The sequence below is a fragment of the Foliimonas ilicis genome (genome assembly GCF_039939195.1).
Lineage (GTDB): Bacteria > Pseudomonadota > Alphaproteobacteria > Rhizobiales > Rhizobiaceae > Foliimonas > Foliimonas ilicis.
Genome location: NZ_JBDUUH010000009.1, coordinates 22,207 through 47,270, shown reverse-complemented (window position 1 = coordinate 47,270; position 25,064 = coordinate 22,207). Strand labels below are relative to the sequence as shown.

Genomic DNA, 25,064 nt, shown 5'->3' with positions numbered 1-25,064 from the left:
TCAGGCCTTTACGATATTATCGGCTGGGTCGAGATAGCGTCCGCGTGTATCGACCAGAAGTCGCGCATTCGCCTTGATGAGTTCGTAGTCGTAGCTGTCGTGATCGGTCGCCAGCAGCACACAATCATACTTGGCAAGCGATTCCGCCGTCAGATCGACGCTCTGCAGATCGAAATGAACATGGTCGCGCAGCTTCGGGAACACCGGCACATGCGGATCGCTGTAGGCGACCGTCGCGCCGAGCGCCTGAAGCTTTTCCATCAGCACGACGGATGGCGACTCGCGCATGTCGTCGACATTCTTCTTATAGGCGATGCCCAGAACGAGGATCGACGTACCGTTAACCGATTTGCGCGCGCCGTTCAGCGCTTCCGTCAGCTTGGCGACGACATAATCCGGCATGTTGGAGTTCACTTCACCGGCAAGCTCGATGAAGCGTGTGTTCACGCCATATTCGCGCGCTTTCCATGTCAGATAGAACGGGTCGATCGGGATGCAGTGACCGCCGAGACCCGGACCCGGATAATAGGCCACGAAGCCGAACGGCTTGGTTGCAGCCGCGCGAATGACCTCGTGAATGTCGATGCCCATCTTGTCGGCAACGATCTTCATCTCGTTGACCAGACCAATATTGACCGCGCGGTGAATGTTTTCGAGAAGCTTGGTCAGTTCGGCAGCGCGCGTCGAGCTAACCGGAACAACCCGGTCGATGACCTCGCCATAAAGCGCCATGCCTACGTCGAGGCACGCAGGCGTGTAGCCGCCACAAATCTTCGGGATCGTGCTCGTCGTAAACTGCGTGTTGCCCGGATCTTCGCGCTCGGGCGAATAGATAAGGAAGAAATTCTCGCCGACCTTGAACCCGCGCGATTCAACCCGCGGCAGAAGTTCCTCGTCGGTCGTGCCGGGATAGGTCGTGCTTTCCAGCGACAGAACCTGCCCTTCGCGCAAATGCGGAACCAAGGAATCCACCGTATCGATCACGAAGCGCAGATCCGGCTCGCGATGCGAATCGAGCGGCGTCGGCACGCATAGAATCAGCGCATCGGCCTCTGCCGCACGCGCGAAATCGGCGGTGCACTCGAAACCATTGGCGGATGCCTCGGCGATCTTGTTGCCGTCGATATGCTTGATATAGCTTTTGCCTGCTTGCAGCTTTTCGATCTTTTCAGGATCGATATCGAAGCCGAGCACCTTGTAGCCCACTTCACTGAACCGCAGCACGAGCGGCAGGCCGACATAACCAAGGCCCACAATGCCAATCACCGCCTGCTTGTTACGAAATTTCGCAACAATGTCGGTCTTCATATCAGTCGCTTCGGTCAAAACTCGCTCCAGGCGCAATCTCGGACAGCTTTCGGTCCGCGTCGCTTCTATATGTTTTGTATGCCAAACCCGCGCCGCGTTCCTTGCTGGAACAAGGCCGATCTGTCAAGGCGCGGGCTGCGGCCGGACCGCTCCAGAGGCCAGGTTACGGCATCTGCAAATGGCATAAAGTCTTCATCGAATGGTAAGCGTCCCACGCCGGGAACGTCTGGGGCTTATCGGCCTCCTATGCTGATTTTACCTTGCCGAAGGGGCGCAACGGCTAGAAACTGACAAATGTGCCGCTTCGAGACCCAATCCATGCGACGTTTTCCGATTATGAGTCTTGGCCTGCTGGCCGCATCGCTAATCGCCCTGTTCGTCATCGGGCAATGGGCCAAAAGTCTCTGCGCCTTTGGCTTTGGCGGATTTCAATGCAATGATCCGTTGAGCGGCTGGGGCGAGACCATATTGGTGGCCATCCTCGCCTTGACGGTTGTAGCTGTCATTCTGGCGGTTACCGCGAGCTATCAGGTTTTCCGCTGGTGGAGAGGCTCGCCCACCCCTTGTCGGTAAAGTGCTTGCCCAAGGCCGTGCCGGTGCGCCTTTTTGCTGCTCGCCTTTCACAAATTTCACGAAGCTTGTGCCGCAACGGCACTCACCTGGCGCGCCAGCCTTGATCGTGACTGGGCTATATGTAAAAGACTGGCTCCCTTCCACGGAGCGCGCTGACGGCAATGACCGCAATCATCAATATTCTGGGTCGTGAAATTCTGGACAGCCGGGGCAACCCGACGGTCGAGGTGGATGTCATTCTCGAAGACGGCTCGCGTGGTCGCGCCGCCGTGCCATCGGGCGCCTCCACCGGCGTTCACGAGGCAGTTGAGCGCCGCGACGAAGACAAGAGCCGCTATATGGGCAAGGGCGTGCTGAAGGCCGTTCAGGCCGTCAATGGCGAATTGTTCGATGCGATCGGCGGCATGGATGCTGAAGACCAGATCGCAATCGACGAGACGATGATCGAGCTCGACGGCACCGAAAACAAGTCTCGCCTCGGCGCAAACGCGATCCTCGGCGTTTCGCTGGCGGTCGCAAAGGCTGCCGCGGAAGCATCGAACCTGCCGCTTTACCGCTATGTCGGCGGCGCGCATGCCCGCACCCTTCCAGTGCCGATGATGAACATCATCAATGGCGGCGCCCATGCCGACAATCCGATCGACTTCCAGGAATTCATGATCATGCCGGTCGGCGCGCCGACACTTGCCGAAGCCGTGCGCATCGGTTCGGAAGTGTTCCACACGCTGCGCAAGGCGCTGAAGGATGCCGGCCACAACACCAATGTCGGCGACGAGGGCGGCTTTGCGCCGAACCTCAAATCGGCTGACGAGGCGATCGGCTTCGTGCTGCGCGCCATCGAAAAGGCAGGCTACCGGCCGGGCGAAGATATCGCTCTGGCGCTCGATCCCGCCTCCAGCGAGTTCTTCAAGAACAATGTCTACGATTATGAAGGCGAAGGCGTTAAGCGCACCATCGAGCAGCAGGTCGATTATCTGGCCGATCTCGTCAAGCGCTACCCGATCGTCTCGATTGAGGACGGTCTGGCCGAAGACGACATCGAAGGCTGGAAGCTCGCGACCAAGAAGTTCGGCGATAGCTGCCAGCTCGTCGGCGACGATCTCTTCTGCACCAATGTCGTGCGCCTGCGCGAGGGCATCGTGGGCGGCTATGCGAACTCGATCCTCGTCAAGGTCAACCAGATCGGCACGCTGACGGAAGTTCTGGATTCGGTCGAGACGGCGCATAAGGCAGGCTACACCGCAGTCATGTCGCACCGTTCGGGCGAGACCGAGGATTCGACGATTGCCGACCTCGCCGTCGCGGCCAATTGCGGGCAGATCAAGACCGGCTCGCTGTCGCGTTCGGACCGTACCGCCAAGTACAACCAGCTCATCCGCATCGAGGAAGAGCTCGGCTCGCAGGCGCGTTATGGCGGCCGCACTGCATTGAAGCGTTAAGCCGAAAACGCAGTATCTTCAAAGAACGGGCTTTCGGAAAACCGGGAGCCCGTTTTTCTTTATCTTGAATATGGCCAATTGGCATGATATTTAATGACATATGGCAAACTTATCGCAAACTCTGGAAAACCGCGGATCGGTCGATCAGCAGACCGCAGAAAGCGTGGCGGTGAAAGCCTATGCCCGCATTGCGGATTTATGGAAGCTGCGAAACGAGGAGGCTGCCGAGCTTGTCGATGTTTCGCCGCGCACATGGGCGCGCATCAAGGCAGGCAATTGGTCGGGGCGGCTCTCGCGCGACCAGATGCTGCGCATCAGCGGCGTCGTCGGCCTCTACAAGGCACTGCATCTTTATTTCAGCGACAGGCTGGCGGATGATTGGGTGCAGCTTCCGAACGCGGGCGCGAATTTCGGCGGACACAGGCCGTTGGCGCGCATGATCGACGGCGGGCTGCCTGCAATCATGCAGACGCGCGATTATGTCGATGCGCTGCGGGGCGGCGTATGAGCCTGCCCGTCACGGCGATTGCCGAGCCGGCAACGGTGCGCCTTATCTCGACCGCCTATTACAAACCTCCTGTGCTGAAAGCGCTGGTCGATGACGACCAGGAATTGCAGCTACTGGAAGAAATCGAGGGCCTGACCAATCGCAGACTGATCGCCGAACGCAGCGGCGTCGGTTCGCTCGACGCGCGCGAGACCGTCTTTCGCGCATGGGGCCGCACCTATATCAACGCCGCCTTCGCCTACACGCGGCCGGAGGGTAACCGCTTCAACAGCGGCGACCGCGGCGCGTGGTATGCAGCCTTCGATGAAGCGACCGCGCTTGCCGAGGTCGGATTTCATCGCACGCGCGAACTGGCGAACATCAATCGCTTCGAGGATGAAGCCGTCTATCAGGCACTGCTCGCGGGCTTCATCGGTGATTTTCACGATCTGCGGAAAGTCACGCCGAAGCCTGCATGTCTTGGTCCCGATACAGCGATTTCTTATCCCGAAGGGCAATCGCTGGCGCGCGCTCTACGAGCCGAGAATGCGCGCGGGCTTATCTATCCGTCTGCGCGCCGCAAGCGCGGCATCTGTCTCGTCGCATTTGAACCGCATGTCGTGCAGAATGTGCGTCCCGCCGCGCGGTGGAAGCTCGTCTGGAACGGCAGTCCGGCCTACACGATCACGACCGTCTAGGCCGTTCCAGTAGCACAATCGGCGCGTCATTGAATGTTGCCATCTCTCTGTGAAAATAGCCGTTCTTTTCGGCCACCCGCATTGATGCGCCATGTTCCGGCCGGATTATGCAGACGGTTTTCTCCCCGCTCAGTTCCGCATCGCTCCATGCGACCAGTGCTGCGACGATCTCGGTGGCCGCGCCCTTGCCATGGATGGCCGGCGCAAGAACCCAGCCGATTTCCGGCAGACCCTCGATTGAAGGCGTCATGGCGCGCTTCATGTCCTGAAAGCCAACCGTTCCGGCAAATTTCCCGCTCATCTTGTCTTCGACAGCCCAATAGCCGAAACCCAGAAACTTCCAAAGATCGCCATTGCGCAAAAAGCGCAGCCAGCTTTCATCGCGGCTGCGCGGTCCGCCGTGAATGAAGCGTGTCACGACCGGATCGGCCCAAAGCTCCGCAAAAGCTTCGAAATCGCCATGTTCATGCGCACGCAATATGAAGCGCGCTGTTTCGAGGGTCGGGGCTTTGTCGTGCATGAGATAATCCGATTCCATTCAAATAATGCCCATTAACACGGCTTGAGAAAAACTGGCATTCGTCAAGAAACTGCGCGAGATTGGAACGCGGAATTTTCGGGGGACGATTTTCATGGCCGATCTTATTCTCGCAATCCTGCATCACATTCTGGTCTTCGCGCTGGCGGGCATTCTGGGGGCTGAGATGGTTCTGATGAAGCCGGGCCTTGGCGGAAAGAACCTCGCCGTGCTCGCCCGCATAGATGCGGTTTACGGTGGTCTTGCCGCTGCAATTATCGTCATTGGCGCATGCCGCGTGGTCTATGGTCTGAAGGGCTGGGAGTTTTACGTCTACAATTCGACCTTCTGGGCAAAGATGATCGCCTTTGCCGCCATCGGCCTGCTGTCGATTGCCCCGACGATGCGCATTCTGCGCTGGCGCAAGGCGGCGACTGACACGGCCTACATGGTGCCGGACAAGGAGATTGCCGGGGCGCGCGCATTCCTTCGTGCTGAAATGTTAGCCCTTGTGCTCATCCTTGTATTCGCAGCCGCGATGGCGCGCGGCTACTGATTACTGCGAAGCCGCGACCGCGATCTCGTCGATAGGCGCGATTTCCACGAGCGGTGCGGGGATGTCGGTCGTCTTTTCCGCAGCCTTGCAAATATCTGCGATCACACACATCGGACACTCCGGCTTGCGCGCCTTGCAGACATAGCGGCCGTGCAGAATCAGCCAGTGATGCGCATGGCGCATGAATTCCGCAGGAATGATGCGAACAAGTTCGTCCTCGACCTGTTCGGGGGTTGTTCCGGGTGCCAGGCCGATGCGGTTTCCGATGCGCAGAATATGTGTATCGACCGCCATTGTCGGCTGACCGAAGGCCATGTTGAGCACGACATTCGCAGTCTTTCGCCCCACCCCCGGCAGTTTCACCAGCGCATCGAGATTGCCCGGCACCTCGCCCGCGTAATCGTCGATCAAAGCCTGCGAAAGAGCGATGACGTTCTTAGCCTTGTTGCGCCAAAGGCCGATTGTGCGGATGAAGTCGCCGACCTTGGCCTCGCCGAGCGCCAGCATTTTTTCCGGCGTATCGGCGACCTTGAACAGCCCGCGCGTCGCCTTGTTGACGCCGATATCGGTCGCCTGCGCGGAAAGCACGACGGCGACCAGAAGCGTGAAGGCGTTCACATGCTCCAATTCGCCCTTGGGCTCCGGGCGCTGTACTTCGAAACGCCGGAAAATCTCATGCACTTCCGCCCGCGTATAGCGGGATCGAGGTGCGCGCCGCGCGGCAGGCTTCGCACGCAGTTTTGACTTGGGATTTTTCATGCGCCTTCTATAATCACTCACCATGAGCGAGACAAACGCCATAGCCGCACCTGACGAGCCCTTTTTTCATGCGCTTTTGACGCCGTACCGGTCGCTCGGGCGCAAGGGCTTCCTCATTCTCATGGGCGCGCTGACCTTCGGCTGGATCGTCACCGGCACGATCTTTCTGGCTAATGGCGCTTGGCCGATTTTCGGCTTCTTCGGGCTGGACGTGCTGCTTCTCTACATCGCGTTCAGGGCAAATTACCGCGCCGCCCGCGCCCGCGAAGAAGTCTTCCTCTCCCGCACCAGCCTCGACATCCGCAAGACTGCCCCTTCGGGCAAATCCGTGCAGCATCACTTCAATCCGTTCTGGTCGCGCTTTTCGGTCGCCCGGCACACGGAGATCGGCATCACGTCGATGGAAGTCACATCGCGCGGGCATGAAGCCGTCAGCATCGGCGGGTTCCTGAATCCGGATGATCGCGAGAGTTTTGCCAAGGCATTTTCAAGGGCACTGGCGACTGCAAAGGGACGGTAGGGACTGCGTCCAATACCCTCCCCATACCTCTTAGCTCTGGCCACGCTCCAGGCAATCGCGCTATAGGCAAGCGTCAGATTTTGCAGCGCGTGAGGCTTTCGTGATTACAGTCATCGGTTCCATCAATCTCGATCTCATCGCGACCGTCGAGCGCATACCGCAAGGCGGCGAAACCGTTCCCGGCCACGAATTCAAGACATCGCCTGGCGGCAAAGGTGCCAACCAGGCGCTGGCTGCTGCCCGCGCTGGCGCACAGGTGCGTATGGTGGGTGCGGTCGGCAAGGATTCCTTCGCTGCCGACGCGCTTGAACTGCTCAAGCAGGCGGGCATCGATCTTTCATCCGTGCGCGAAACGCATGCGGCAACCGGCATCGCCTCAATCATGGTGGCAGATGACGGGGAAAACGTCATCGCGGTCGTGCCCGGCGCGAATGGCACGGTTCTGCCCGGCGATGTAAAGAACGCGCAGCTTGCAAAGGGCCAGATCGTCCTTCTGCAGCATGAAATCCCGCTGGAAAGCGTTGAAGCCGCTCTGAATGCAGCCCGCGAGGCAGGCGCTATCTCGATCCTCAACACCGCGCCCGCCCGCAAGGATGCCACGGCACTGATTTCGCAGGCCGACTATGTCGTCGCCAACGAGACGGAGTTCGACATCTATGCCGACGCATTGTCGCTGAAAGGCGCAGACCGCAAGGCGCGCATGGCAGCCTTCACGGCTTCCACAGGCCGCATCGTCGTGGTGACGCTGGGCGGTGAAGGCGTTCTGGCTTCGACACCGGATGGCCTGTTCAGCGTGGCTGCATTGCCCATCACGCCTGTCGACACGGTGGGCGCGGGCGACACGTTCTGCGGCTACCTCGCAGCCGGTCTGGCCGCGGGCAAGGGCCTTGAAGACGCTCTCACTTTCGCGGCGGCGGCAGGCTCGCTTGCCTGCCTGAAGCCCGGCGCACAGCCGGCCATACCGCTCGCAAAAGACGTGGAAGACGCGCTGAAAGCTTAGTTCAGCCGTCCCAACCGCTCGGTCAGCAGCGCGAAGAAGCCGTCATGGTCGATCTCGCGCATGACCTGCGCGTTTTTCGGGCGCTTGGTGACACCCCACCAGTCGACCACAGTCATGCCCATTGTGAGTTCCGAACCGATCTCGACCGTGACATTGCAAAGCCTGCCCTTGAAAAGCTCTGGCTTCAGCAAATAGGCGATGACACATGGGTCGTGCAGCGGCCCGCCATCGGACCCATATTTTTCAACATCGAAGCGCTCGAAGAACTCCAGCATTTCCGCCGTTGCGGTGCCAACCTTGTTGCCGAGCGCGCGGATCGCCGCGACACGCGGCGCGGTCGTCAGCGCCTTGTGCGTCACGTCCAACGGCATCATGACGATCGGCACGCCGGATTTCAGCACCACGTCCGCCGCATGCGGATCGACGAATATGTTGAATTCGGCGGCAGGCGTGATGTTTCCGCCTTCGAAAAATCCGCCGCCCATCAGCACGATCTGCTTGATGCGCGGCGCGATTTTCGGCTCGCGCAGCAGCGCCAGAGCGATGTTGGTCAGCGGTCCGAGCGGGCATAGCGTCACCGTGCCTGCCTCATGCGCCAACAATGTCTCGACGATGAAATCGACGGCATATTGCGGCTGGAGCTTCATCTGCGGTTCCGGCAGATCAGGACCGTCGAGGCCGGTCTTGCCATGCACTTCTTCCGCCGTCACCAGTTCGCGCAGCAACGGCCGAACGGCACCCGAATAGACCTTGATGTCAGTCTTTCCGGCCAGTTCGCAAATCTTCAGCGCATTATTTTCCGTCAGTTTCAGCGGCACATTGCCTGCAACTGCCGTGATGCCCAGAATTTCGAGCTCGGGGCTTGCAAGCGCAAGCAATATGGCGACCGCGTCGTCCTGGCCGGGGTCGGTGTCGATGATTATTTTCTGCGCTTCAGCCATGCTTTTTCCCGTGTTTCCCGCTCTTGCTGTAAAGACTTGAACTTGCCGTTCCAACCGACCATATCAACAGACATGGGAAAGATGCCATCCGGGTCTGTCCCTAAGTCGCTCTCAGAGGACACGTAAATGAGCCGTATGACGACCTTTTCGAGCCCGCTTCTACTTGGGTTCGACGCAATGGAAAAGACCTTGGAACGCCTGGCGAAATCCGGCGATTCCTATCCTCCGTACAATATCGAACGGCTGCGCGGAAACGAAGGCAATACGGAAAAGCTGCGCATTACGCTGGCCGTTGCCGGTTTTGCCGAAAGCGACCTCGAAGTGACCATCGAGGAAAACCAGCTCGTCGTGCGCGGACGCCAGAATGACGACACGGAACGCGAGTTTCTGCATCGCGGCATCGCCGCAAGGCAGTTCCAGCGAACCTTCGTGCTGGCGGACGGAATGCGGGTGACTTCGGCCGATTTGAAGAACGGACTTCTGTCCGTCGAACTCGACCGGCCGGAATCGGAAAGACTGGTACGAAAAATAAACATTTCGGTGAAAGACTGAAAAAGTCCCACCGGAACAAACAGCTCTATGGTGGGTTGGTCTCAAGGACGCCCCGCAGAAGGAGGCTCAGATGACACATAACGAAGCACATGAATTTACCCTGTCCGATCTCGCCCATCTTGGCGAGGGAACCGTCGCTTATCTGCGCGAAATGGATAGCGACGATCTCCAGGTGAAATTCCCTGGCCTGCCGGAAATCGAGTCCGGCACGCGCCTTTGGGCTCTTTTCGCTGCGGATGGACGTCCGATCCTCTTGTCGGATGAACGTGACCGCGCCCTTGCCGGGGCGATGGAAAACGATCTGACACCGGTCGCCATCCACTAAACCAGTTTGCAGCGGGCACCTCAAAAGGGTGCCCGTATTTGCGAAACGTTCATTCCTATGGCTTTTAAGTCGGTTTATCCGGCAAAGCGCGGCTGAGGCTGCGCGCTATAGCGAGTGTATGTTTCGATGACAAAAAGCACGACCAATACGAAACCGTGCATTGCGGTTCTCTTCGGCGGACGCTCTGCCGAACATGATGTTTCCGTGCTTTCGGCAACCAATGTCGTGCCCGCCATCGATCCTCAAAAATACGATGTACTGCCCGTTTTCGTCACGAAAAACGGCGAATGGCTTTTAAGCGCCTATGAAAACGGCGCTTTGCTGAAGCCGGAGAGCGGAACCTCCGTTTCGCTGATCCCCGGCGGCAAAGGCCGGATGCTGACAATCCCCGCTGACGGCGGTGCCTGCGGCCAGTTGCAGATCGACATGCTTTTCCCGGTGCTTCACGGCCCGCATGGCGAGGATGGGTCGGTGCAGGGGTTGGCCGAGGTGGCGCGCGTGCCGCTGGTTGGCTGCGGGATTTTGGGCTCCGCGACGGCAAACGACAAGGACATCACCAAGCGCCTGCTAACTGAGGCAGGCGTGCCCAACGCACTTTCGGTCGTCATTCATTCCGACACGGTGCCGAGCTATGCCGAATTGAAGGAGAAGCTCGGCCTGCCGATCTTCGTAAAACCTGCCCGGCAGGGCTCCTCCGTCGGTGTCAGCAAAATCACTGGCGAAGAAGGATATGAAGCCGCACTCACTGAAGGCTTCAAGCATGACCGCAAGCTGCTTGCGGAAGAATTCATTCAAGGCCGCGAGATCGAATTCAGCGTTCTGGAAAAGGCGAATGGCGAATTGTTCGTTTCGCGACCGGGCGAGATCGTCTCGGCCTCGACACATGCATTCTACAGCTATGACGCAAAATATATCGATGCGGATGGTGCCGTTCTGAAAGTTCCGGCGGAGCTTCCGGGCGATGTCGAAGACGCAATGCGCAGCGTGGCCGCAAAGGCGTTCAGGGCAATCGGCTGCGACGGCATGGCCCGCGTCGATTTTTTCCTGAGGCCCGACATGCGATTCCTCATCAACGAGATCAACACGATACCGGGCTTCACCAATATCAGCATGTACTCCAAAGCGATGGAAGCAAGCGGCGTATCCTATGCCGGGATCATCGACCTGCTTGTGGAGCACGCATTGGCCAGAGCTGCGCGATAGATCGCTTCATGCAAAAGCCGCCCGTGATCGCTCATGGGCGGCTTTTGATGTTGTCGCTTTGCTTACGCTGCGTTTGAGGCAGGCGCTTCCGAAAGCAGTGCATGGATTGCAGACGCATCACGCGTGCCGCGCACCTTGGCAACCGTATCGCTGTCACGCAGGACGCGCGCGATCCGCGACAATGCCTTCAGATGGTCCGCTCCCGCACCTTCCGGTGCCAGAAGCAGGAAGACGAGATCGACCGGCTGATCGTCCAGCGCCTCGAAATCGACCGGCGATTCCAGCCGCGCGAACACGCCGACGATCTGCTTCACGCCGGAGAGTTTGCCGTGCGGAATGGCGATGCCATTGCCGACGCCGGTGGAGCCGAGCCGTTCGCGCTGCAATATCGTATCGAAGATTTCCCGCTCTGGAATTCCTGTCACGGCGGCGGCCCGTTCGGCCAACATCTGCAGGAGTTGTTTTTTTGAGTTTGCCTTCAAGGCCGGCAGAATTGCCTGCGCCTCGATCAGATCACTAAGATCCATTTCTAAATCCTCTGCTTTGCCAGTGCCGCCGCCGGTCCTCCCGCCCGCGGCTCTGTCAGGAAGCGCTACCCTTTAGCGGTTTTTGCCGTTGAAGGGTCGATCCAACCTATATTTCCGTCCGAGCGACGGTAGACGATGTTGACGGAGTCATTACCGGCATTGCGAAACACGAAGACAGGGCTGTCTTTCGTATCCAGTTCCATCACTGCCGAGGCCACAGACATGGTCTTGAGCGCGACGGTCGACTCGGCAACGATCGCCGGTGCGTAATCTTCCGCAACCTCATCCTCGTCATCGCCAACAGCCGCCATGACGGTATAGGCGATGTCGGTCAGTGCGCCATTGGCGCCCGAGCCATGCGACTTCAGCTTTCTCTTGTAGCGGCGAAGGCGCTTTTCAAAGCGCTCTGCGGCTGCGTCGAAAGCGGGTATCGCGTCCTGTCCCTGGCCTGTTGCCTGCAACGCCATGCCCGTATCGAGATAGATCATGCAGTCGGCAGAGAAACGCGAGCCCTCTTTTACGACGGTGACGTGGCCCGAAAAACCGCCGTCGAAATACTTGTCTACGGCTTCCCCGATACGCCCTTCGATGCGCGTTCTAAACGCATCGCCGATGTCCATATGCTTTCCCGATATGCGAAGACTCATCTGAAAACTGACCTTTCTGTACAGATTCAAACCTGTCCGAGTTTATACCGGTGACCGGCGCGCACAAGCTTCACGGCGTATTTCTCGCCGATTTTAGTGTTGAACTTTCAGCTTAGTCACAGCCGTCTCCCCGACGACGTTCAGCATCTGGATTTCAAAATCCATCCCATGCGGGCGGGCTTCTAGTCACTTCACGAACGCTTGTCAATGAACGCACGGGACAGCCGGAGGTTCACCCCGCGGCAATGGCAACTGCACGCTTTTCGCGCCGGCGCTGCACCGAAGAGGGAATGTTCATTCCTTCCCGATACTTGGCGACCGTTCGGCGTGCGATATCGACGCCGCCTTTCTTGAGAATATCCACAATCGCGTCGTCCGACAGAACGTCGCTTTGCGCTTCCTGCTCGATCATTTCGCGGATGCGATCGCGCACCGCCGTCGAGGAATGCGCGTCTGCGCCCTCCATTCCGGCGATCGAGGCCGTGAAAAAATAGCGCAGTTCGAACACGCCGCGCGGCGTCAACATATATTTATTTGCAGTGACGCGGCTGACGGTCGATTCATGCATGCCGATCGCATCGGCCACGGTGCGAAGGTTGAGCGGGCGCAGATGCCTGATACCATGCATCAGGAACGCATCCTGTTGTTTGACGATTTCGGTCGCCACTTTGAGAATCGTTCTGGCGCGCTGATCGAGGCTTCGCGTCAGCCAGTTCGCATTCTGCATGCACTCCGCCAGGAAAGCCTTTTCGGCCTGATTTTTGACCGCGCCGGAAACCGTGGTGAAATAAACCTGATCGACCAGCACTTTGGGAAGCGCGCTGGCGTTCAGTTCGATCGCCCATCCGCCCTCATTCGTGGCGCGAACTTCGACATCCGCCGTCACGGATTCTGCGACACCGCCTGAAAACGCCGAGCCGGGGCGCGGGTCGAGCGCACGAATCTCGGCCAGCATGTCGAGCAGATCTTCTTCATCCACCCCGCAAATCCGTTTCAGGCTGACGAAATCCCGCCGCGCCAGAAGGTCCAGATTATCGACAAGCGCACGCATCGCCGGATCGAAACGGTTGCGGCGCACAAGCTGCAGGGAAATGCATTCTGCAAGATCGCGGGCGAAAATTCCTGCCGGATCAAGCGCTTGGCATTTTACGAGGACTTTCTCGACCAGACCCGTATCGACACCCAGCCTTTCAGCCGCATCCTCCAGAGAGCTGCGGAAATAGCCCGCATCGTCGAGCGAATCCATGAGGTCGATGGCAATCAATCGTTCAAGCCGATCAAGCGTCAGAAAGGCGATCTGGGCGCCGACATGGTCGCGCAGCGTTTCTGCCGCAGCCGCCATGTCCTCCATCTCGAAATCACCGAACCCGTTGCCGGACTGGCCTGCCGATTTCCACTGCGCGGTCAGATCCGGGCCAAGACGCTCCGAGACGCCCGGATCGTCGGGAAAGACATTTTCCAGCGACGTATCGAACCGCTCTGACATGGTTTCGGCACTGAGCGTGTTGTCTGTTTCGAACCAGTCGGCATCCGCGCCCGGCTCAGAGATCGGCTCTTTTGCCGTGTGTTCGAGGATCGGTTCGTCACGCGTATCGACGCGTTCGACAAGCGGATTGCGCTCGATTTCTTCCTCGACGAAGCGCTCCAGCTCCATATGCGTCATCTGCAGCAGCTTGATCGACTGCATGAGCTGGGGCGTCATCACAAGCGATTGCGATTGCCGAAGCTGAAGTTTTGCCGCGAGCGACATACCGGTACGACACCCCGTAACTCTACACCGCGCTCCGTCGCGCGGAACGCATTTTTCTTTGCGCTAATACAAACTGGCCCAGCTTTTGCTTGTCAAGCAAAACGCTTAAAAATTGCGCAAAACGGTGACGATTTGACGGGAAAGATCGCGGTTTTTCGGCCAGCTTGGCGAAAACTGCGTGAACGAAGGCCTAAAGCGTAAAGCCTTCGCCAAGATAAAGACGGCGCACATCCGGGTTGGCCACCACTTCGTCGGCGCGCCCATGGGTCAGCACCTGACCGGCATGGATGATATAGGCGCGATCGATGAGGCCGAGCGTTTCACGCACATTGTGGTCGGTGATCAGCACGCCGATGCCGCGCTTGGTCAGGTGACGCACAAGCTCCTGAATGTCGGCCACGGCAATCGGATCGATACCCGCGAAAGGCTCGTCCAGAAGCATGTAGTTCGGACGGCTGGCCAATGCGCGCGCAATTTCGAGACGCCGGCGCTCGCCGCCCGAAAGCGCGATGGAAGGCGCTTTGCGCAGATGCGAAATATGAAATTCGTCGAGCAGCGCGTCGAGATTGCGATCCCGCTCCTTGCGGCTCGGCTCGACCACTTCCAGCACGGCGCGGATGTTCTGTTCGACGGAAAGGCCGCGAAAGATCGATGCTTCCTGCGGCAGATAGCCGATGCCGAGGCGGGCGCGGCGGTACATCGGCATCGACGTGACGTCGAAACCGTCGATCTCGATCGTGCCCTGATCGACAGGCACGAGACCCGTAACCATGTAGAAGCAGGTTGTCTTGCCCGCGCCGTTCGGCCCAAGCAGGCCCACGGCCTCGCCAGCGCGAACGCCGAGCGAAACACCGCTGACCACCTGCCGGCCCTTATAGCTTTTCGTCAGGCCGCGCGCGATGAGCGTCCCCTTGAATTCGGACTTGGTCGTACCCTGCACGGCGGGAGCTGGCGGCGTACGTCCGAAGGGGCGCGACAAACGCGCCATGAAACGGTTGCGGTCGGACATTACTGATTCTGATTCTGACTTCCGGACTGGTTCTGGCTTCCGGGCGTGATCGACATCATGACGCGACCCGAACCCTGTTCGGTGCCCTTCTTGCAGCCATCGACCTGAGCTTCGCCGGATTGCATCTGCACCGTCAGCTTGCAGCCAACGAGCACGTTCGGCCCATCGGAAAGTACGACTTCCTTGCCGGTCATGACCAGAACTTCGGTCTTCATGTCGAATGTGCCGCGGTCGCCGGTTGCAACCTGCGTGTTCGACTTGACGTAAACCTTGTCATCGACTTCCAGGCGCTCGATGTTCGAGGAACCGGTCGTCGCAGAGCCGCCATCCTTTGCGTAAAAGACGGTCATCTTGCCAGCCTTCAGCAGCGTTGGCCCCTGATTGACCGTCACATTTCCGCTGAACACGGCCATGTTCTTCGATTCATGGACTTCGAGCTTGTCGCTTTCGATCTGGATGGGGTCCTTGCCGGAGAGGCTCAGACCCGAAAGGCGGCTTTCGGCAGTACCTTGCGCCAGAAGAGCACCGGCAGAGCCAGCGAGCAAGGCCAGCCCCAAAGCCGTTGCCAGAACCGGACGAAACTCAAATCCCCGCATCAAGAGCCTCCATCAGCCGCGGCTTCATCCTGCGCAGCTTTTGCCCGTGCAGGGTCTATATTCATACGAACCTTGTTCTCGAATACTAAAACCTTGCCGTTTTCAAGCACGCTCATCGAATCGGACGTTATTTTGGTGCCGTTGAGCGTAATATCGACCGCGTCACTCGTCTTGAGATCGCCCTTGGCGATGTCAAGAAAAGCCGACTGGAGCTTGGCGACCATGCCCTCGGTTGTGGTGACGGTGATCGGGCTGGTGATGTCGAGCGTGTTGGTGTTGCGGTCGAACACGCCGCGCGTTGCATCGATCGTCGCGATATTATCGGCGCTGATCGGCAGCTTGGCGTCGATGCCCTCGAGTTCGATGACACCTTCGTTCTGGAAATCCTGAATGGCGCGCAGCGCCTTCATGGAATAGGGCAGATTGTCCTTGGTCAAACCGTCCAAATTGGGATTGGCCATGACCAGCCGGCCATCGGATATGGTTCCGCCTTCCGCATGCACCGCCATGGAAGACGGCGTCGAGAAATAGGAAACCGACACGAAGGCAACCGCCATGATGACAGCGGACACCGGCAATATGAATTTGAGAACCTTCACCGAGCGCGAATGACGCGCCGCGCGCGCGAAAGCGTCCGCGCGTTCGGGCGTTTCAGCCTCGACGGGGGTAATGCTCAGACCAGAATGGTCATTACCGCCTGAAGCCATCCGGTTCCGGTGGCGTTTAATCAGCCTCAATTTTCAGCCTTCCTACCGCTGGCAAAAAGCCAGACGGTCCAACTCGACCAGATCGCCCCGACAAGGCGTCTTGAACCCTCTCAAAGCCACGAAATTGTGGCCATTCGGTTTCCGTAGCCAAAAAAGCGGAAGCTTCGCATCGCGAATATCGGCCGCTCATTTTTCATTAACTATAAAGCTACCCAGCCCCGACCGTCGTTTTGCGACGGCGACATATACGCGCCCCGCAAATCATATACTCGAAAATCGGGCCTTTGTCGCTATATGGTGTGGCCGGCAGCAAATTTCAGCCTATAGGCGCATCTTAGTTAAAATTGCGTCTAAAGGCGCAGCATATGCTTAATATCAAACGGGTGGCCCTCGGCCTCAGCTTGCGTTAAAAGCGATCGCCTGCGCCCCTATACGAGGATAGACATGGCATCCAGAGCCGACGATCTCATCGACCGCCGACATTTGCGGCGCAAGCTCACCTTTTGGCGTATTGCAGCTATTCTTTTCGTGGCGATCGGTATTCTCGGCGTCTCGGCATGGCTCTACCGGGCCGATGTCGGCGGCAGCTCGGTAAACCACATCGCCAAGGTCAAGATCGAGGGCACGATCCTCGACGATCAGGATCTGCTCGACCGGCTGAAGGACATTCGCGAATCCTCCTCCGTCAAAGGCGTCATCGTCGCGATCAACTCACCGGGCGGAACAACTGCCGGTGGCGAAGCGATCTTCGATGCCGTTCGCGAACTGGCAGGCGAAAAGCCGGTCGTCGCACAAGTTGGCACGCTTGCCGCATCGGCAGGCTACATGATCGCCAGCGCCACCGACCATATCGTCGCGCGGCAGTCCTCCATCGTCGGTTCGATCGGCGTTCTGGTGCAGTTTCCCAACTTCACCGGCCTGATGGAAAAGGTCGGCATCACGCTGGATGAAATCAAATCCTCGCCGCTCAAGGCCGAACCGTCGCCCTTCAACCCGACGACCGACGAAGAACGCGCCATGATCCGCTCTCTGATCATGGACAGCTATGAGTGGTTCGTCGGTCTGATCGTGGATCGCCGCGGCATGTCGCGCGCCGAAGTGCTCGCCCTTGCGGACGGCTCGATCTTTACCGGGCGTCAGGCGCTGGCGAACAAGCTCATCGACGAACTGGGCGGCGAAAAGGAAGCTGTGGCCTGGCTCGAAGGCAAGGGCGTTGCGAAAGACCTCAAAGTGGTCGAATGGAAGCCCAAGGAAAAGGGCGCCTACAGCATGTTTTTCGGAAGCTCGCTCCTGAACGCGGTCGCCGAGAGGCTTGGCTTTCCCGGACAGGGTGCCGATCTTTTGAAGGGGCTGGGCGCGGATCGCATATTCCTTGACGGTCTCGTATCGGTCTGGCAACCTCTGGGAAGCTCGTCAGGGCGACTGAAAAGCGAATAAAAACATTTACATAATCTTGCCGCTCCTATCACGGGAACATCGCTCATGATCAAATCGGAACTCGTGCAGCTCATCGCTACGCGCAACCCGCATCTCTTTCTGCGGGACGTCGAGAATATCGTAAATGCCATTTTTGAAGAGATCACCGACGCGCTTGCCGAGGGAAACCGGGTCGAATTGCGTGGTTTCGGCGCATTTTCGGTGAAAAACCGCCCTGCCCGCACCGGCCGCAACCCGCGCACGGGCGCTTCCGTCGATGTCGAGGAAAAATGGGTGCCGTTCTTCAAGACCGGCAAGGAGCTGCGCGAAAAGCTCAACAAGTAATGTCCATTCGCCAGACAATGGCGGCGGGCTGATACCCGGAAAGTTTCATGTTCAATCGTTTCCTACTGATCGTCGTTTTCGTGCCGCTGGCAATCGTGCTGATCGCGCTCGCCGTCGCGAACCGCGCATCGGTGCCGTTCACGCTCGATCCGTTCAATCCCGGAAATCCGGCGCTGACGCTGCAAATGCCGCTATTCGTGCTTTTGTTCGCTGCAATCGTTGTCGGGCTGCTCATCGGCAGCATGGCGACGTGGTTCAAGCAGGGGCGCTACCGCAAGGCGGCGCGCCAGCGCGGGCTGGAAGCGCAATATGCCGAGCAGCAGGCCGCCGCAAAAACCTCGCACGGCCAGTCGCTGGTCAAAACAGCCTCGTAACGGACGGATACCGCACATGCTGACGATTTCTGCGGCGGAAGTCGATGGCGCGCTGACTTTTCCCGATCTGGTGGAAACGCTCCGCAACGCCTTTCGCGACGGTGCAGTGCAGCCTGTTCGCCATCATCATGCGGTTTCACGGCCCGACGGTGCCGATTCAACGCTGCTCCTGATGCCTGCATGGAGCGATTTCAACACATCCGGCACGTCCGCCGACGGCCATATCGGCATCAAGATCGTCACCGTTTCGCCCGACAACAACAAGCGCGAGAAGCCCGCCGTGATGGGCGTCTATCTGCTGCTCGACGGCACGACCGGCGAGCCTTGCGCGCTGATCGACGGCCAGCGCCTGACGCAATGGCGCACGGCTTGCGCTTCCGCGCTGGCCGCAAGCTATCTCGCCCGCGAAAACGCATCGCGCCTGCTCATACTTGGCGCAGGCGCGCTTTCGCCATTTCTCGCCAAGGCACACTCCGCGGTGCGCCCGATCAAGACGGTGCGTATCTGGAACCGGACGCCGGAAAATGCGGAGAAAGTCGCGGAAGGCCTGCGCGCCGAAGGCTTCGATGCTGAAGCCGTTACCGATCTCGACGCGGAACTCGCCGAGGCGGACATAGTTTCATCTGCAACTATCTCCAACGATCCGTTGATCAAAGGCGCTCTGTTGAAGCCGGGCATCCATGTCGATCTCGTCGGCGGTTTCACGCCCGATATGCGCGAGACGGATGACGAGGCAATCCGCCGCGCCCGCGTCTATGTCGACACCCATGCCGGTGCGACGAAGGAAGCAGGCGACATCGTTCAGCCGCTGGCATCCGGCGCTTTGACCAAAGAGACGATCATCGCCGATCTGCACGAACTGACGCGCGGCGAAAAGCCGGGACGCAAGGACGCGCATGAGATCACGCTGTTCAAATCGGTGGGCGCAGCGCTTGAAGATCTGGCGGCGGGCATTGCAGTCTACCGCAAGCTTTCCGCCTGATTGTTGCGCCTTCCCCTGCCCTGTGGCAGAAGCGCCTTCAGGAGCAATTCCAGGAAAAGTGTGTAGCGGTTTTCCGTCCGGAATTGCGTGAGATAGAGTTTGCCGGAGACGATCCTTCTTGAAACCCTCGCGTGACAAACGCCGCGACAGGCACGACGACCGCACGCCGCAAAGGCCGAGCGAGCCCGCTTCGCCGCCGCGCGTTCTGCGCCGCCGCGAAGGCGCGCTGCCAGCCGAAAAATTGCCGCTCATTCTCGAAGTGCTGCCCAATGCCGATTACGCGCTGATCGACAGCGGAAACGGCGAAAAGCTGGAGCGATACGGTCCTTATCTGATCGTCAGGCCGGAAGGTCAGGCCATCTGGCAAAAATCCCTGCCCGCGAAGAACTGGGAACAGGTCGATGCCATGTTTACCGGCGATACGGACGAGGAAGGCATGGGCCGCTGGCGCTTTCCCAAGGCAGCGCTCGGCGAAACATGGCCGATGCTGCATGACGGAATTTCCTATCACGGCCGTTTCACTTCTTTCCGCCATGTCGGCGTTTTCCCCGAACAGGCGTCGCACTGGGAACATATGGCGAAGCTCATCGAAGGTGCCAAGCGCCCGGTGAAGGTGCTCAACCTGTTCGGCTATACCGGCCTCGCCTCGCTGGTCGCAGCGCGCGCAGGTGCTGAAGTCACCCATGTCGATGCCTCGAAAAAGGCGATCGGCTGGGCCCGCGAGAACCAGCTTTTGGCCGGGCTTGGCGACAAGCCGATCCGCTGGATTTGCGAAGACGCCATGAAATTCGCCGAACGCGAAGAGCGTCGCGGCAGTCAATACGACATCATCCTTTTCGATCCGCCTGCCTATGGGCGCGGGCCGAAAGGCGAAGTCTGGCAGCTTTTCGAGCATCTGCCTGCACTGACCGACATTTGCCGCTCGATCCTGACGCCGAAGCCGTTGGCCGTCGTGCTGACCGCCTATTCCATCCGCGCATCCTTCTTCGCGATTCATGCGCTGATGCGCGATACGTTTGCGGGCATGGGCGGGCGCATCGAATCCGGCGAACTCATCATCCGCGAGGAATCAGCGGGCCGCGCGCTTTCCACCTCGCTTTTCTCACGCTGGGTCGCGCAATGAGCGAACATCGCACCGTCGCACCCGGACAGGTGAAAGAGGTGACGAGCCTCGCCAATCCGCTGGTGAAGGACATCAAATCGCTGGCGCTCAAGAAATTCCGCGACCAGCAGAACGCCTTCATGGCCGAAGGCCTGAAACTCGTCATCGACGCGCTCGATCTCGGTTGGTCCATCAAGACGCTGGTCTTCGCGAAAGCCGGTCGCGGCAATCCGGCTGTCGAGAAGGTCGCAGCGCGCACGGTGGCGCTCGGCGGCACGGTTCTCGAAGTCAGCGAAAAGGTGCTGGCCGCGATCACGCGACGCGAAAACCCGCAAATGGTCGTCGGCGTGTTTTCGCAGCGTACGCTTCCCCTGAAAGATGTTCGCCCGGCCCTAGGCGACGTCTGGGTGGCGCTCGACCGCGTGCGCGACCCCGGCAATCTCGGCACGGTGATCCGCACGATCGATGCGGTCGGCGCGAAAGGCGTCATTCTGGTCGGGGAGACGACCGACCCATTTTCCATCGAGACGGTGCGCGCGACGATGGGGTCGATCTTCGCCGTGCCGGTTGCCAAGGTCAGCGTCGAGTCATTCCTCGCCTGGCGCGCCAATTTTCACGGCATTGTCGCCGGAACCCATCTCAAGGGTGCCGTGGATTACCGCTCGGTCGATTTCAGCGGCAAGCCGGTTCTGCTGATGATGGGCAATGAACAGCAGGGCCTGCCCGACAATCTCGCGGAAAGCTGCGACCGTCTGCTGCGCATTCCGCAGGCAGGGCGCGCGGATTCGCTCAACCTCGCGGTTGCGACCGGCGTGATGCTGTTCGAGATCAGGCGCGGCGACCTCAAGCTCGACGCGGAGACCGCATGAAGTTCAAATCGCTCTTCGCCTATCTCATATTGATCGCGGCTGCCGTCGGCCTCGATCAGTGGATCAAGTTTCTGGTCGAGACGCATCTTGTCATGCATGAGAAGGTCGATGTCGTGCCGTTTCTGGCGCTCTATCGCACCTTCAACACCGGCGTCGCCTTCTCGATGTTCTCATCGGTCGGCGACAAGGGCCTCGTCATCGTGTCGGTATTGGTCATCGCCTTCGTGCTTTACCTCGCAAGTCAGACCGCCCCGCGGCAGATATTGTCGCGCATAGGCTTTTCGCTGGTCATTGGCGGGGCGCTCGGCAATCTCATCGACCGTTCGACCTATGGCCACGTAGTCGACTACATATTGTTCCATACGTCGACATGGTCGTTTGCCGTGTTCAATCTGGCCGATGTCTTCATATCGATCGGTGCCGGTCTGGTCGTGTTGGACGAACTTCTCGGCTGGCTGCGCGAGCGGGCTGCAAAAAAGCAATCGCCGACCGAATAGTGCTGCAAAATCGGTAAAATTCGAACAAATCCCCGCAATAATCCCTAATGGCTCCGTGCTATTGATCCTTTCATGATCAAACCGACGGGCCTTAGCGACGCCGACCTGCTTGAAGACGATATTGACGAGGAGCACGCAGAGCCCTTGCCTGCGCAGGCCATGCCGGCGTCTATCGTCCCGAAACCTGCTGACAAGGAGTGGCCGCGCTGGGTGTTTGCCGCCACCATCGCCGTGTTCGTTCTGGCTGCGATTTCCTACCTGACCGGTGCGGCACACATCGTCACAATCGGCATTCTGTGCATCGGCATGACATGTTTCGCGCTGTTTCTGCGTGGCCTGAAAACACATCGCAAGACGGCTGAACTCTCCAATGACAATGCAGTGCGCAGCCGCGTCGAAATCGAGCGCCTTGCCGACCGCATCTGGGAGTTGCGCGAAAGCGAGGAGCAGTTCCTTGGGCTGATCGACGCGCTGGGCGATGTCGTCGTGCATCGCAACCGCGAGGGCCGGATCGTCTACGCCAACAAGGTGTTTGCCGAACTGATCGGCGTGGACCGCGGCGAGTTCACCGGCAAGACGTTGCGCGAACTTGGCATCGATGTCGGGCTTGTGCCGGATGCGGCTTTTCTCGATGCCGAATGCCTGAGCTCCGCCGATGTCGCTATTCGTACGCCGAACGGCATGCGCTGGTTCTCATGGATCGAGCTTTCCGTGCGCGACGATTCCGAAAACGCCATATGCCACCGCGCAATCGCCCGCGACATCACCGCTCGCAAACGCGCGGAAACCGCACTGATTACCGCACGCGAGCGCGCCGAACATGCGAGCCAGGCGAAGTCACGCTTCCTTGCCACGGTCAGCCACGAAATCCGCACGCCGATGAATGGCATTCTGGGTATGGCGAAACTTCTTGCCGACACCAACCTTTCGCAGGAACAGCGCTCCTATGTCGGCGCTGTCTCGACCTCGGTCGGCGCGCTTCTGGCGCTGATCGAGGATTTGCTCGACTATTCGAAGATCGAGGCGGGGCGCTTCCTGCTCGACCCGCAGGCGATGTCGCCGCGCGCGCTTCTCGACAATGTCGTGGAACTCATGGCTTCGCGCGCCTATGGAAAATCCATCGGCATTGCCGGCTATGTAGCACCTGACGTGCCGCAAACGATCACGGCCGACCCCGGACGCATGCGTCAGGTTCTGCTCAATCTGGTCGGCAACGCCATCAAATTCACCGAGGAGGGCGGCGTTCTGGTCAGCCTGTCGATGGCCAGCGACGAGACCGGCGCAAGGGTGCTGAGTTTTGCCGTCGCCGATACGGGAATAGGCCTTCGCGAAAAGGATATGGCGCGCATCTTCGAGGAGTTCGAGCAGGCCGACGACACATCGACGCGCATCTATCCCGGTGCCGGGCTTGGCCTTGCCATTTCGCGCCGCCTCGCACGCTCGATGGGCGGATCGCTGGAAGTCAGCACCGAGCATGGACACGGCTCGACCTTCACCTTCGCCATTCCCGCGGAAACCGTGACGCCAGGCGATGAAACGCGTATCGCTGCGCTCAGCAGCCGGAAGGTTGTAATACTGTCCAGGAACATGCCCGAAGCGGAGGCCCTGGCGCTGATGGTGCGCGCGCATGGCGGCGAAGCTTTCGTCTGCGCGACGCCAGAGCAGGCTCTTTCCGATGTTCCCGGCTGCGACACGATCATCGTCGATGCAGCGATGGAAGACATAGACGGGCGCACGCTGTCCGGCCTCAGGCAGAACGGCCTTTCGGCGCAGGAGGCGATCATCCTCATCGCGCCGAACGAGCGCGGCATGCTCGGCGAATTGCGCGCGCATGGCTATCCGCGCTTTCTGGCAAGACCTGCGCGCGGCGAAACGTTGATGCGCCTGCTCTTGACCACGACGCCTGCACAAGCCGCGATCTCGGAAATTGCCCCTCCAAATACCCCCCATCAAAAAGATGCTGCCCTGCCGCTATCCGTGCTCATTGCGGAAGACAATGAAATCAACGCACTTCTGGCCCGCAAGACGCTGGAAAAGGCAGGGCATTCCGTCGAGGTCGTCACCAATGGCAAGGCCGCGGTCGAAGCCGTGACCGCACCGGATTCGGCACAACGCTACGATATCGTGCTGATGGATCTGCACATGCCTGTCATGGACGGCCTCGATGCGATCTCGATGATCAGGCGGCATGAGGAGCAGCAGGGTTCGCCGCCGGTTCCGATCATGGTGCTTTCGGCCGATGGTCTTGAGCAGACCCGCCATTCCGTTCTGGCGCATGGGGCAAGCGGTTTCGTCACCAAGCCGCTCGATCCGGCGGCACTCGTGCTGGCCGTAGAACAACACGCCGCGATCTGAACAAGAGATTAGCCGGCTTCGTCCGATGCTTTCCCGGAACTTGTTTGCCGCATTCCTGCAGGCTAAAGTCACAATATTGTTGCAGAGTGCGCTTATCCAAGCGCCACGAAAGACGGCTCGAAGGAGAATCGCGATGCGAACGGGCTTAGACAATCGTGTGGCTGTTTTGAACACGCGGGACGTGGCAATCCCTGACGATACCTTGCCGATGGCAACGCCTCTGGGCAGCATCGGCACGCTTGAAGTCAGGCTGGCACGCAACGAGGCGGAGATTGCCGCCGCACAGGAAGTCCGCTACCGGGTTTTCTATGAAGAGCTCGGCGCGCTGGCCCCTTCGCAAACTGCCGAGGATCGTCGCGACAGTGACCGCTTCGACGGCGTGTGCGACCATCTTCTGGTTTTCGATACGTCCCTGCCCGGCCCGTCGCATCGCCGCATCGTCGGCACATATCGCCTGCTCAGGCAGGAAATGGCAGAAAGCACCGGCGGCTTTTATTCCGAAGACGAATTCGAACTGGGCAAGCTGATCGCGCGGCATCCGACGCATCGCTTTCTCGAACTCGGCCGCTCCTGCGTGCTTCCCGAATATCGCTCGAAACGCACCATCGAAGTTCTATGGCAAGGCATCTGGGCCTATGTCTGCCGCTACCGCATCAGCGTTTTGACCGGCTGCGCCTCGTTTCAGGGCACTGTGCCTGCCGCGCATGCCGAAGCGCTTTCCTATCTGGCGCAGAATTACCGCGCCGCGCCCGCATGGGACGTGAAGGCGGTCGCCTCGCGCTACTACAACACCGACCTTATGCCTGCCGAGGCGATCAACCCGAAGGCGGCACTTTCGGGCCTGCCAACGCTCATCAAGGGCTATCTGCGGGTCGGTGCGCGCATTGGCGATGGCTGTGTCATCGACCATGATTTCGGCACTGTGGATGTCTGCATCATCCTGCCCATCAGCCAGATCGGCGCGCGCTATCTGAACTATTATGGCGGTTCGGAACGCTACAACTCTTAGA

General features: G+C 59.4%; 29 protein-coding genes. 19 read left to right on the top strand and 10 right to left on the bottom strand.

The genetic code is table 11. From position 1 onward, the window contains the following. On the bottom strand, positions 1–1,308 hold the full coding sequence (locus ABFT80_RS18650; RefSeq protein WP_347973619.1) for a nucleotide sugar dehydrogenase: 1,308 nt from the start codon (positions 1,306–1,308) through the stop codon (positions 1–3). 318 nt (positions 1,309–1,626) lie between these two features. Here ABFT80_RS18650 and ABFT80_RS18645 point away from each other — a divergent pair, with 318 nt between their 5' ends. The 4 genes from ABFT80_RS18645 to ABFT80_RS18630 all read left to right on the top strand — a co-directional run bounded on the left by ABFT80_RS18645 (position 1,627) and on the right by ABFT80_RS18630 (position 4,505). After that, a complete protein-coding gene (locus ABFT80_RS18645; protein WP_347973439.1) occupies positions 1,627–1,881 on the top strand; it encodes a hypothetical protein in 255 nt (84 codons plus the stop codon). A 161-nt stretch (positions 1,882–2,042) separates the two neighbouring features. Beyond that, positions 2,043–3,320, top strand: a complete 1,278-nt coding sequence (eno, locus tag ABFT80_RS18640) for a phosphopyruvate hydratase (protein WP_347973438.1) — start codon at positions 2,043–2,045, stop codon at positions 3,318–3,320. A 100-nt stretch (positions 3,321–3,420) separates the two neighbouring features. After that, positions 3,421–3,828, top strand: a complete 408-nt coding sequence (locus tag ABFT80_RS18635) for an antitoxin Xre-like helix-turn-helix domain-containing protein (protein WP_347973437.1) — start codon at positions 3,421–3,423, stop codon at positions 3,826–3,828. Further along, positions 3,825–4,505, top strand: a complete 681-nt coding sequence (locus ABFT80_RS18630; RefSeq protein WP_347973436.1) for an RES family NAD+ phosphorylase — start codon at positions 3,825–3,827, stop codon at positions 4,503–4,505. Before ABFT80_RS18635 ends, ABFT80_RS18630 begins: the two co-directional genes overlap by 4 nt. On the opposite strand, the gene ABFT80_RS18625 is transcribed toward ABFT80_RS18630, so the two are convergent. Continuing rightward, positions 4,492–5,025 (bottom strand): GNAT family N-acetyltransferase, encoded by a 534-nt coding sequence (locus ABFT80_RS18625; RefSeq protein ID WP_347973435.1) that lies wholly within the window; start codon positions 5,023–5,025, stop codon positions 4,492–4,494. The two genes, ABFT80_RS18630 and ABFT80_RS18625, sit on opposite strands and share 14 nt — an antisense overlap. Positions 5,026–5,137: 112 nt before the next feature. On the opposite strand from ABFT80_RS18625, the gene ABFT80_RS18620 reads away from it, so the two are divergent. After that, positions 5,138–5,578: a DUF2214 family protein gene (locus tag ABFT80_RS18620; protein ID WP_347973434.1), complete on the top strand. Its 441-nt coding sequence runs from the start codon at positions 5,138–5,140 to the stop codon at positions 5,576–5,578. Here ABFT80_RS18620 and nth read toward each other — a convergent pair whose 3' ends face one another. Beyond that, positions 5,579–6,337 carry an endonuclease III gene (gene nth / locus ABFT80_RS18615; RefSeq protein WP_347973433.1) on the bottom strand — a complete coding sequence of 253 codons (759 nt, stop codon included), beginning with the start codon at positions 6,335–6,337 and terminating at the stop codon, positions 5,579–5,581. Positions 6,338–6,359: 22 nt separating this feature from the next. On the opposite strand from nth, the gene ABFT80_RS18610 reads away from it, so the two are divergent. After that, positions 6,360–6,857 (top strand): DUF2244 domain-containing protein, encoded by a 498-nt coding sequence (locus ABFT80_RS18610; RefSeq protein ID WP_347973432.1) that lies wholly within the window; start codon positions 6,360–6,362, stop codon positions 6,855–6,857. Positions 6,858–6,957: 100 nt separating this feature from the next. Further along, a complete protein-coding gene (locus ABFT80_RS18605; RefSeq protein WP_347973431.1) occupies positions 6,958–7,857 on the top strand; it encodes a ribokinase in 900 nt (299 codons plus the stop codon). Here ABFT80_RS18605 and ABFT80_RS18600 read toward each other — a convergent pair. Continuing rightward, complete coding sequence (locus ABFT80_RS18600; RefSeq protein ID WP_347973430.1) at positions 7,854–8,798, bottom strand: nucleoside hydrolase; 945 nt, start codon at positions 8,796–8,798, stop codon at positions 7,854–7,856. The genes ABFT80_RS18605 and ABFT80_RS18600 overlap by 4 nt on opposite strands. A gap of 126 nt (positions 8,799–8,924) precedes the next feature. Between ABFT80_RS18600 and ABFT80_RS18595 the strand changes: the two genes are divergently transcribed. From ABFT80_RS18595 to ABFT80_RS18585, 3 genes are all read left to right on the top strand, one after another. Continuing rightward, positions 8,925–9,350, top strand: coding sequence for an Hsp20 family protein (locus ABFT80_RS18595; RefSeq protein ID WP_347973429.1), 426 nt, complete (start codon positions 8,925–8,927; stop codon positions 9,348–9,350). A gap of 70 nt (positions 9,351–9,420) precedes the next feature. Then, complete coding sequence (locus ABFT80_RS18590) at positions 9,421–9,675, top strand: BQ00720 family protein (protein ID WP_347973428.1); 255 nt, start codon at positions 9,421–9,423, stop codon at positions 9,673–9,675. Positions 9,676–9,801: 126 nt separating this feature from the next. After that, positions 9,802–10,878: a D-alanine--D-alanine ligase family protein gene (locus tag ABFT80_RS18585; protein WP_347973427.1), complete on the top strand. Its 1,077-nt coding sequence runs from the start codon at positions 9,802–9,804 to the stop codon at positions 10,876–10,878. A gap of 62 nt (positions 10,879–10,940) precedes the next feature. Here ABFT80_RS18585 and ptsN read toward each other — a convergent pair whose 3' ends face one another. The 6 genes from ptsN to lptC all read right to left on the bottom strand — a co-directional run bounded on the left by ptsN (position 10,941) and on the right by lptC (position 16,144). Next, a complete protein-coding gene (ptsN, locus tag ABFT80_RS18580) occupies positions 10,941–11,405 on the bottom strand; it encodes a PTS IIA-like nitrogen regulatory protein PtsN (protein WP_347973426.1) in 465 nt (154 codons plus the stop codon). A 65-nt stretch (positions 11,406–11,470) separates the two neighbouring features. Next, positions 11,471–12,052, bottom strand: coding sequence for a ribosome hibernation-promoting factor, HPF/YfiA family (gene hpf, locus ABFT80_RS18575; RefSeq protein WP_347973425.1), 582 nt, complete (start codon positions 12,050–12,052; stop codon positions 11,471–11,473). Between the two features lie 232 nt (positions 12,053–12,284). Next, a complete protein-coding gene (gene rpoN, locus ABFT80_RS18570) occupies positions 12,285–13,802 on the bottom strand; it encodes an RNA polymerase factor sigma-54 (protein ID WP_347973424.1) in 1,518 nt (505 codons plus the stop codon). A gap of 190 nt (positions 13,803–13,992) precedes the next feature. Beyond that, the gene (lptB, locus tag ABFT80_RS18565; RefSeq protein ID WP_347973423.1) at positions 13,993–14,811 is read right to left on the bottom strand and encodes an LPS export ABC transporter ATP-binding protein; all 819 of its coding nucleotides are present in this window, start codon (positions 14,809–14,811) and stop codon (positions 13,993–13,995) included. Continuing rightward, positions 14,811–15,407 carry an LptA/OstA family protein gene (locus tag ABFT80_RS18560; protein WP_347973422.1) on the bottom strand — a complete coding sequence of 199 codons (597 nt, stop codon included), beginning with the start codon at positions 15,405–15,407 and terminating at the stop codon, positions 14,811–14,813. Before ABFT80_RS18560 ends, lptB begins: the two co-directional genes overlap by 1 nt. After that, a complete protein-coding gene (gene lptC, locus ABFT80_RS18555) occupies positions 15,407–16,144 on the bottom strand; it encodes an LPS export ABC transporter periplasmic protein LptC (protein ID WP_347973421.1) in 738 nt (245 codons plus the stop codon). The genes ABFT80_RS18560 and lptC overlap by 1 nt, the downstream gene beginning before the upstream one ends. A gap of 414 nt (positions 16,145–16,558) precedes the next feature. Between lptC and sppA the strand changes: the two genes are divergently transcribed. From sppA to ABFT80_RS18510, 9 genes are all read left to right on the top strand, one after another. Further along, the gene (gene sppA / locus ABFT80_RS18550; RefSeq protein ID WP_347973420.1) at positions 16,559–17,551 is read left to right on the top strand and encodes a signal peptide peptidase SppA; all 993 of its coding nucleotides are present in this window, start codon (positions 16,559–16,561) and stop codon (positions 17,549–17,551) included. Between the two features lie 45 nt (positions 17,552–17,596). After that, on the top strand, positions 17,597–17,875 hold the full coding sequence (locus ABFT80_RS18545) for an integration host factor subunit beta (protein ID WP_347973419.1): 279 nt from the start codon (positions 17,597–17,599) through the stop codon (positions 17,873–17,875). A 47-nt stretch (positions 17,876–17,922) separates the two neighbouring features. Continuing rightward, positions 17,923–18,249, top strand: a complete 327-nt coding sequence (locus tag ABFT80_RS18540) for a LapA family protein (protein WP_347973418.1) — start codon at positions 17,923–17,925, stop codon at positions 18,247–18,249. Positions 18,250–18,265: 16 nt separating this feature from the next. Next, on the top strand, positions 18,266–19,231 hold the full coding sequence (locus ABFT80_RS18535; protein WP_347973417.1) for an ornithine cyclodeaminase family protein: 966 nt from the start codon (positions 18,266–18,268) through the stop codon (positions 19,229–19,231). 118 nt (positions 19,232–19,349) lie between these two features. Then, complete coding sequence (locus ABFT80_RS18530; protein ID WP_455189965.1) at positions 19,350–20,354, top strand: class I SAM-dependent methyltransferase; 1,005 nt, start codon at positions 19,350–19,352, stop codon at positions 20,352–20,354. Next, the gene (locus tag ABFT80_RS18525; protein WP_347973416.1) at positions 20,351–21,202 is read left to right on the top strand and encodes a TrmH family RNA methyltransferase; all 852 of its coding nucleotides are present in this window, start codon (positions 20,351–20,353) and stop codon (positions 21,200–21,202) included. The genes ABFT80_RS18530 and ABFT80_RS18525 overlap by 4 nt, the downstream gene beginning before the upstream one ends. Next, complete coding sequence (gene lspA, locus ABFT80_RS18520; protein ID WP_347973415.1) at positions 21,199–21,699, top strand: signal peptidase II; 501 nt, start codon at positions 21,199–21,201, stop codon at positions 21,697–21,699. The genes ABFT80_RS18525 and lspA overlap by 4 nt, the downstream gene beginning before the upstream one ends. Positions 21,700–21,771: 72 nt before the next feature. Continuing rightward, on the top strand, positions 21,772–24,054 hold the full coding sequence (locus ABFT80_RS18515) for a PAS domain-containing hybrid sensor histidine kinase/response regulator (protein WP_347973414.1): 2,283 nt from the start codon (positions 21,772–21,774) through the stop codon (positions 24,052–24,054). Positions 24,055–24,262: 208 nt separating this feature from the next. Then, on the top strand, positions 24,263–25,063 hold the full coding sequence (locus ABFT80_RS18510) for a GNAT family N-acetyltransferase (RefSeq protein ID WP_347973617.1): 801 nt from the start codon (positions 24,263–24,265) through the stop codon (positions 25,061–25,063). The last annotated feature ends 1 nt before the right edge of the window (position 25,064 follow it).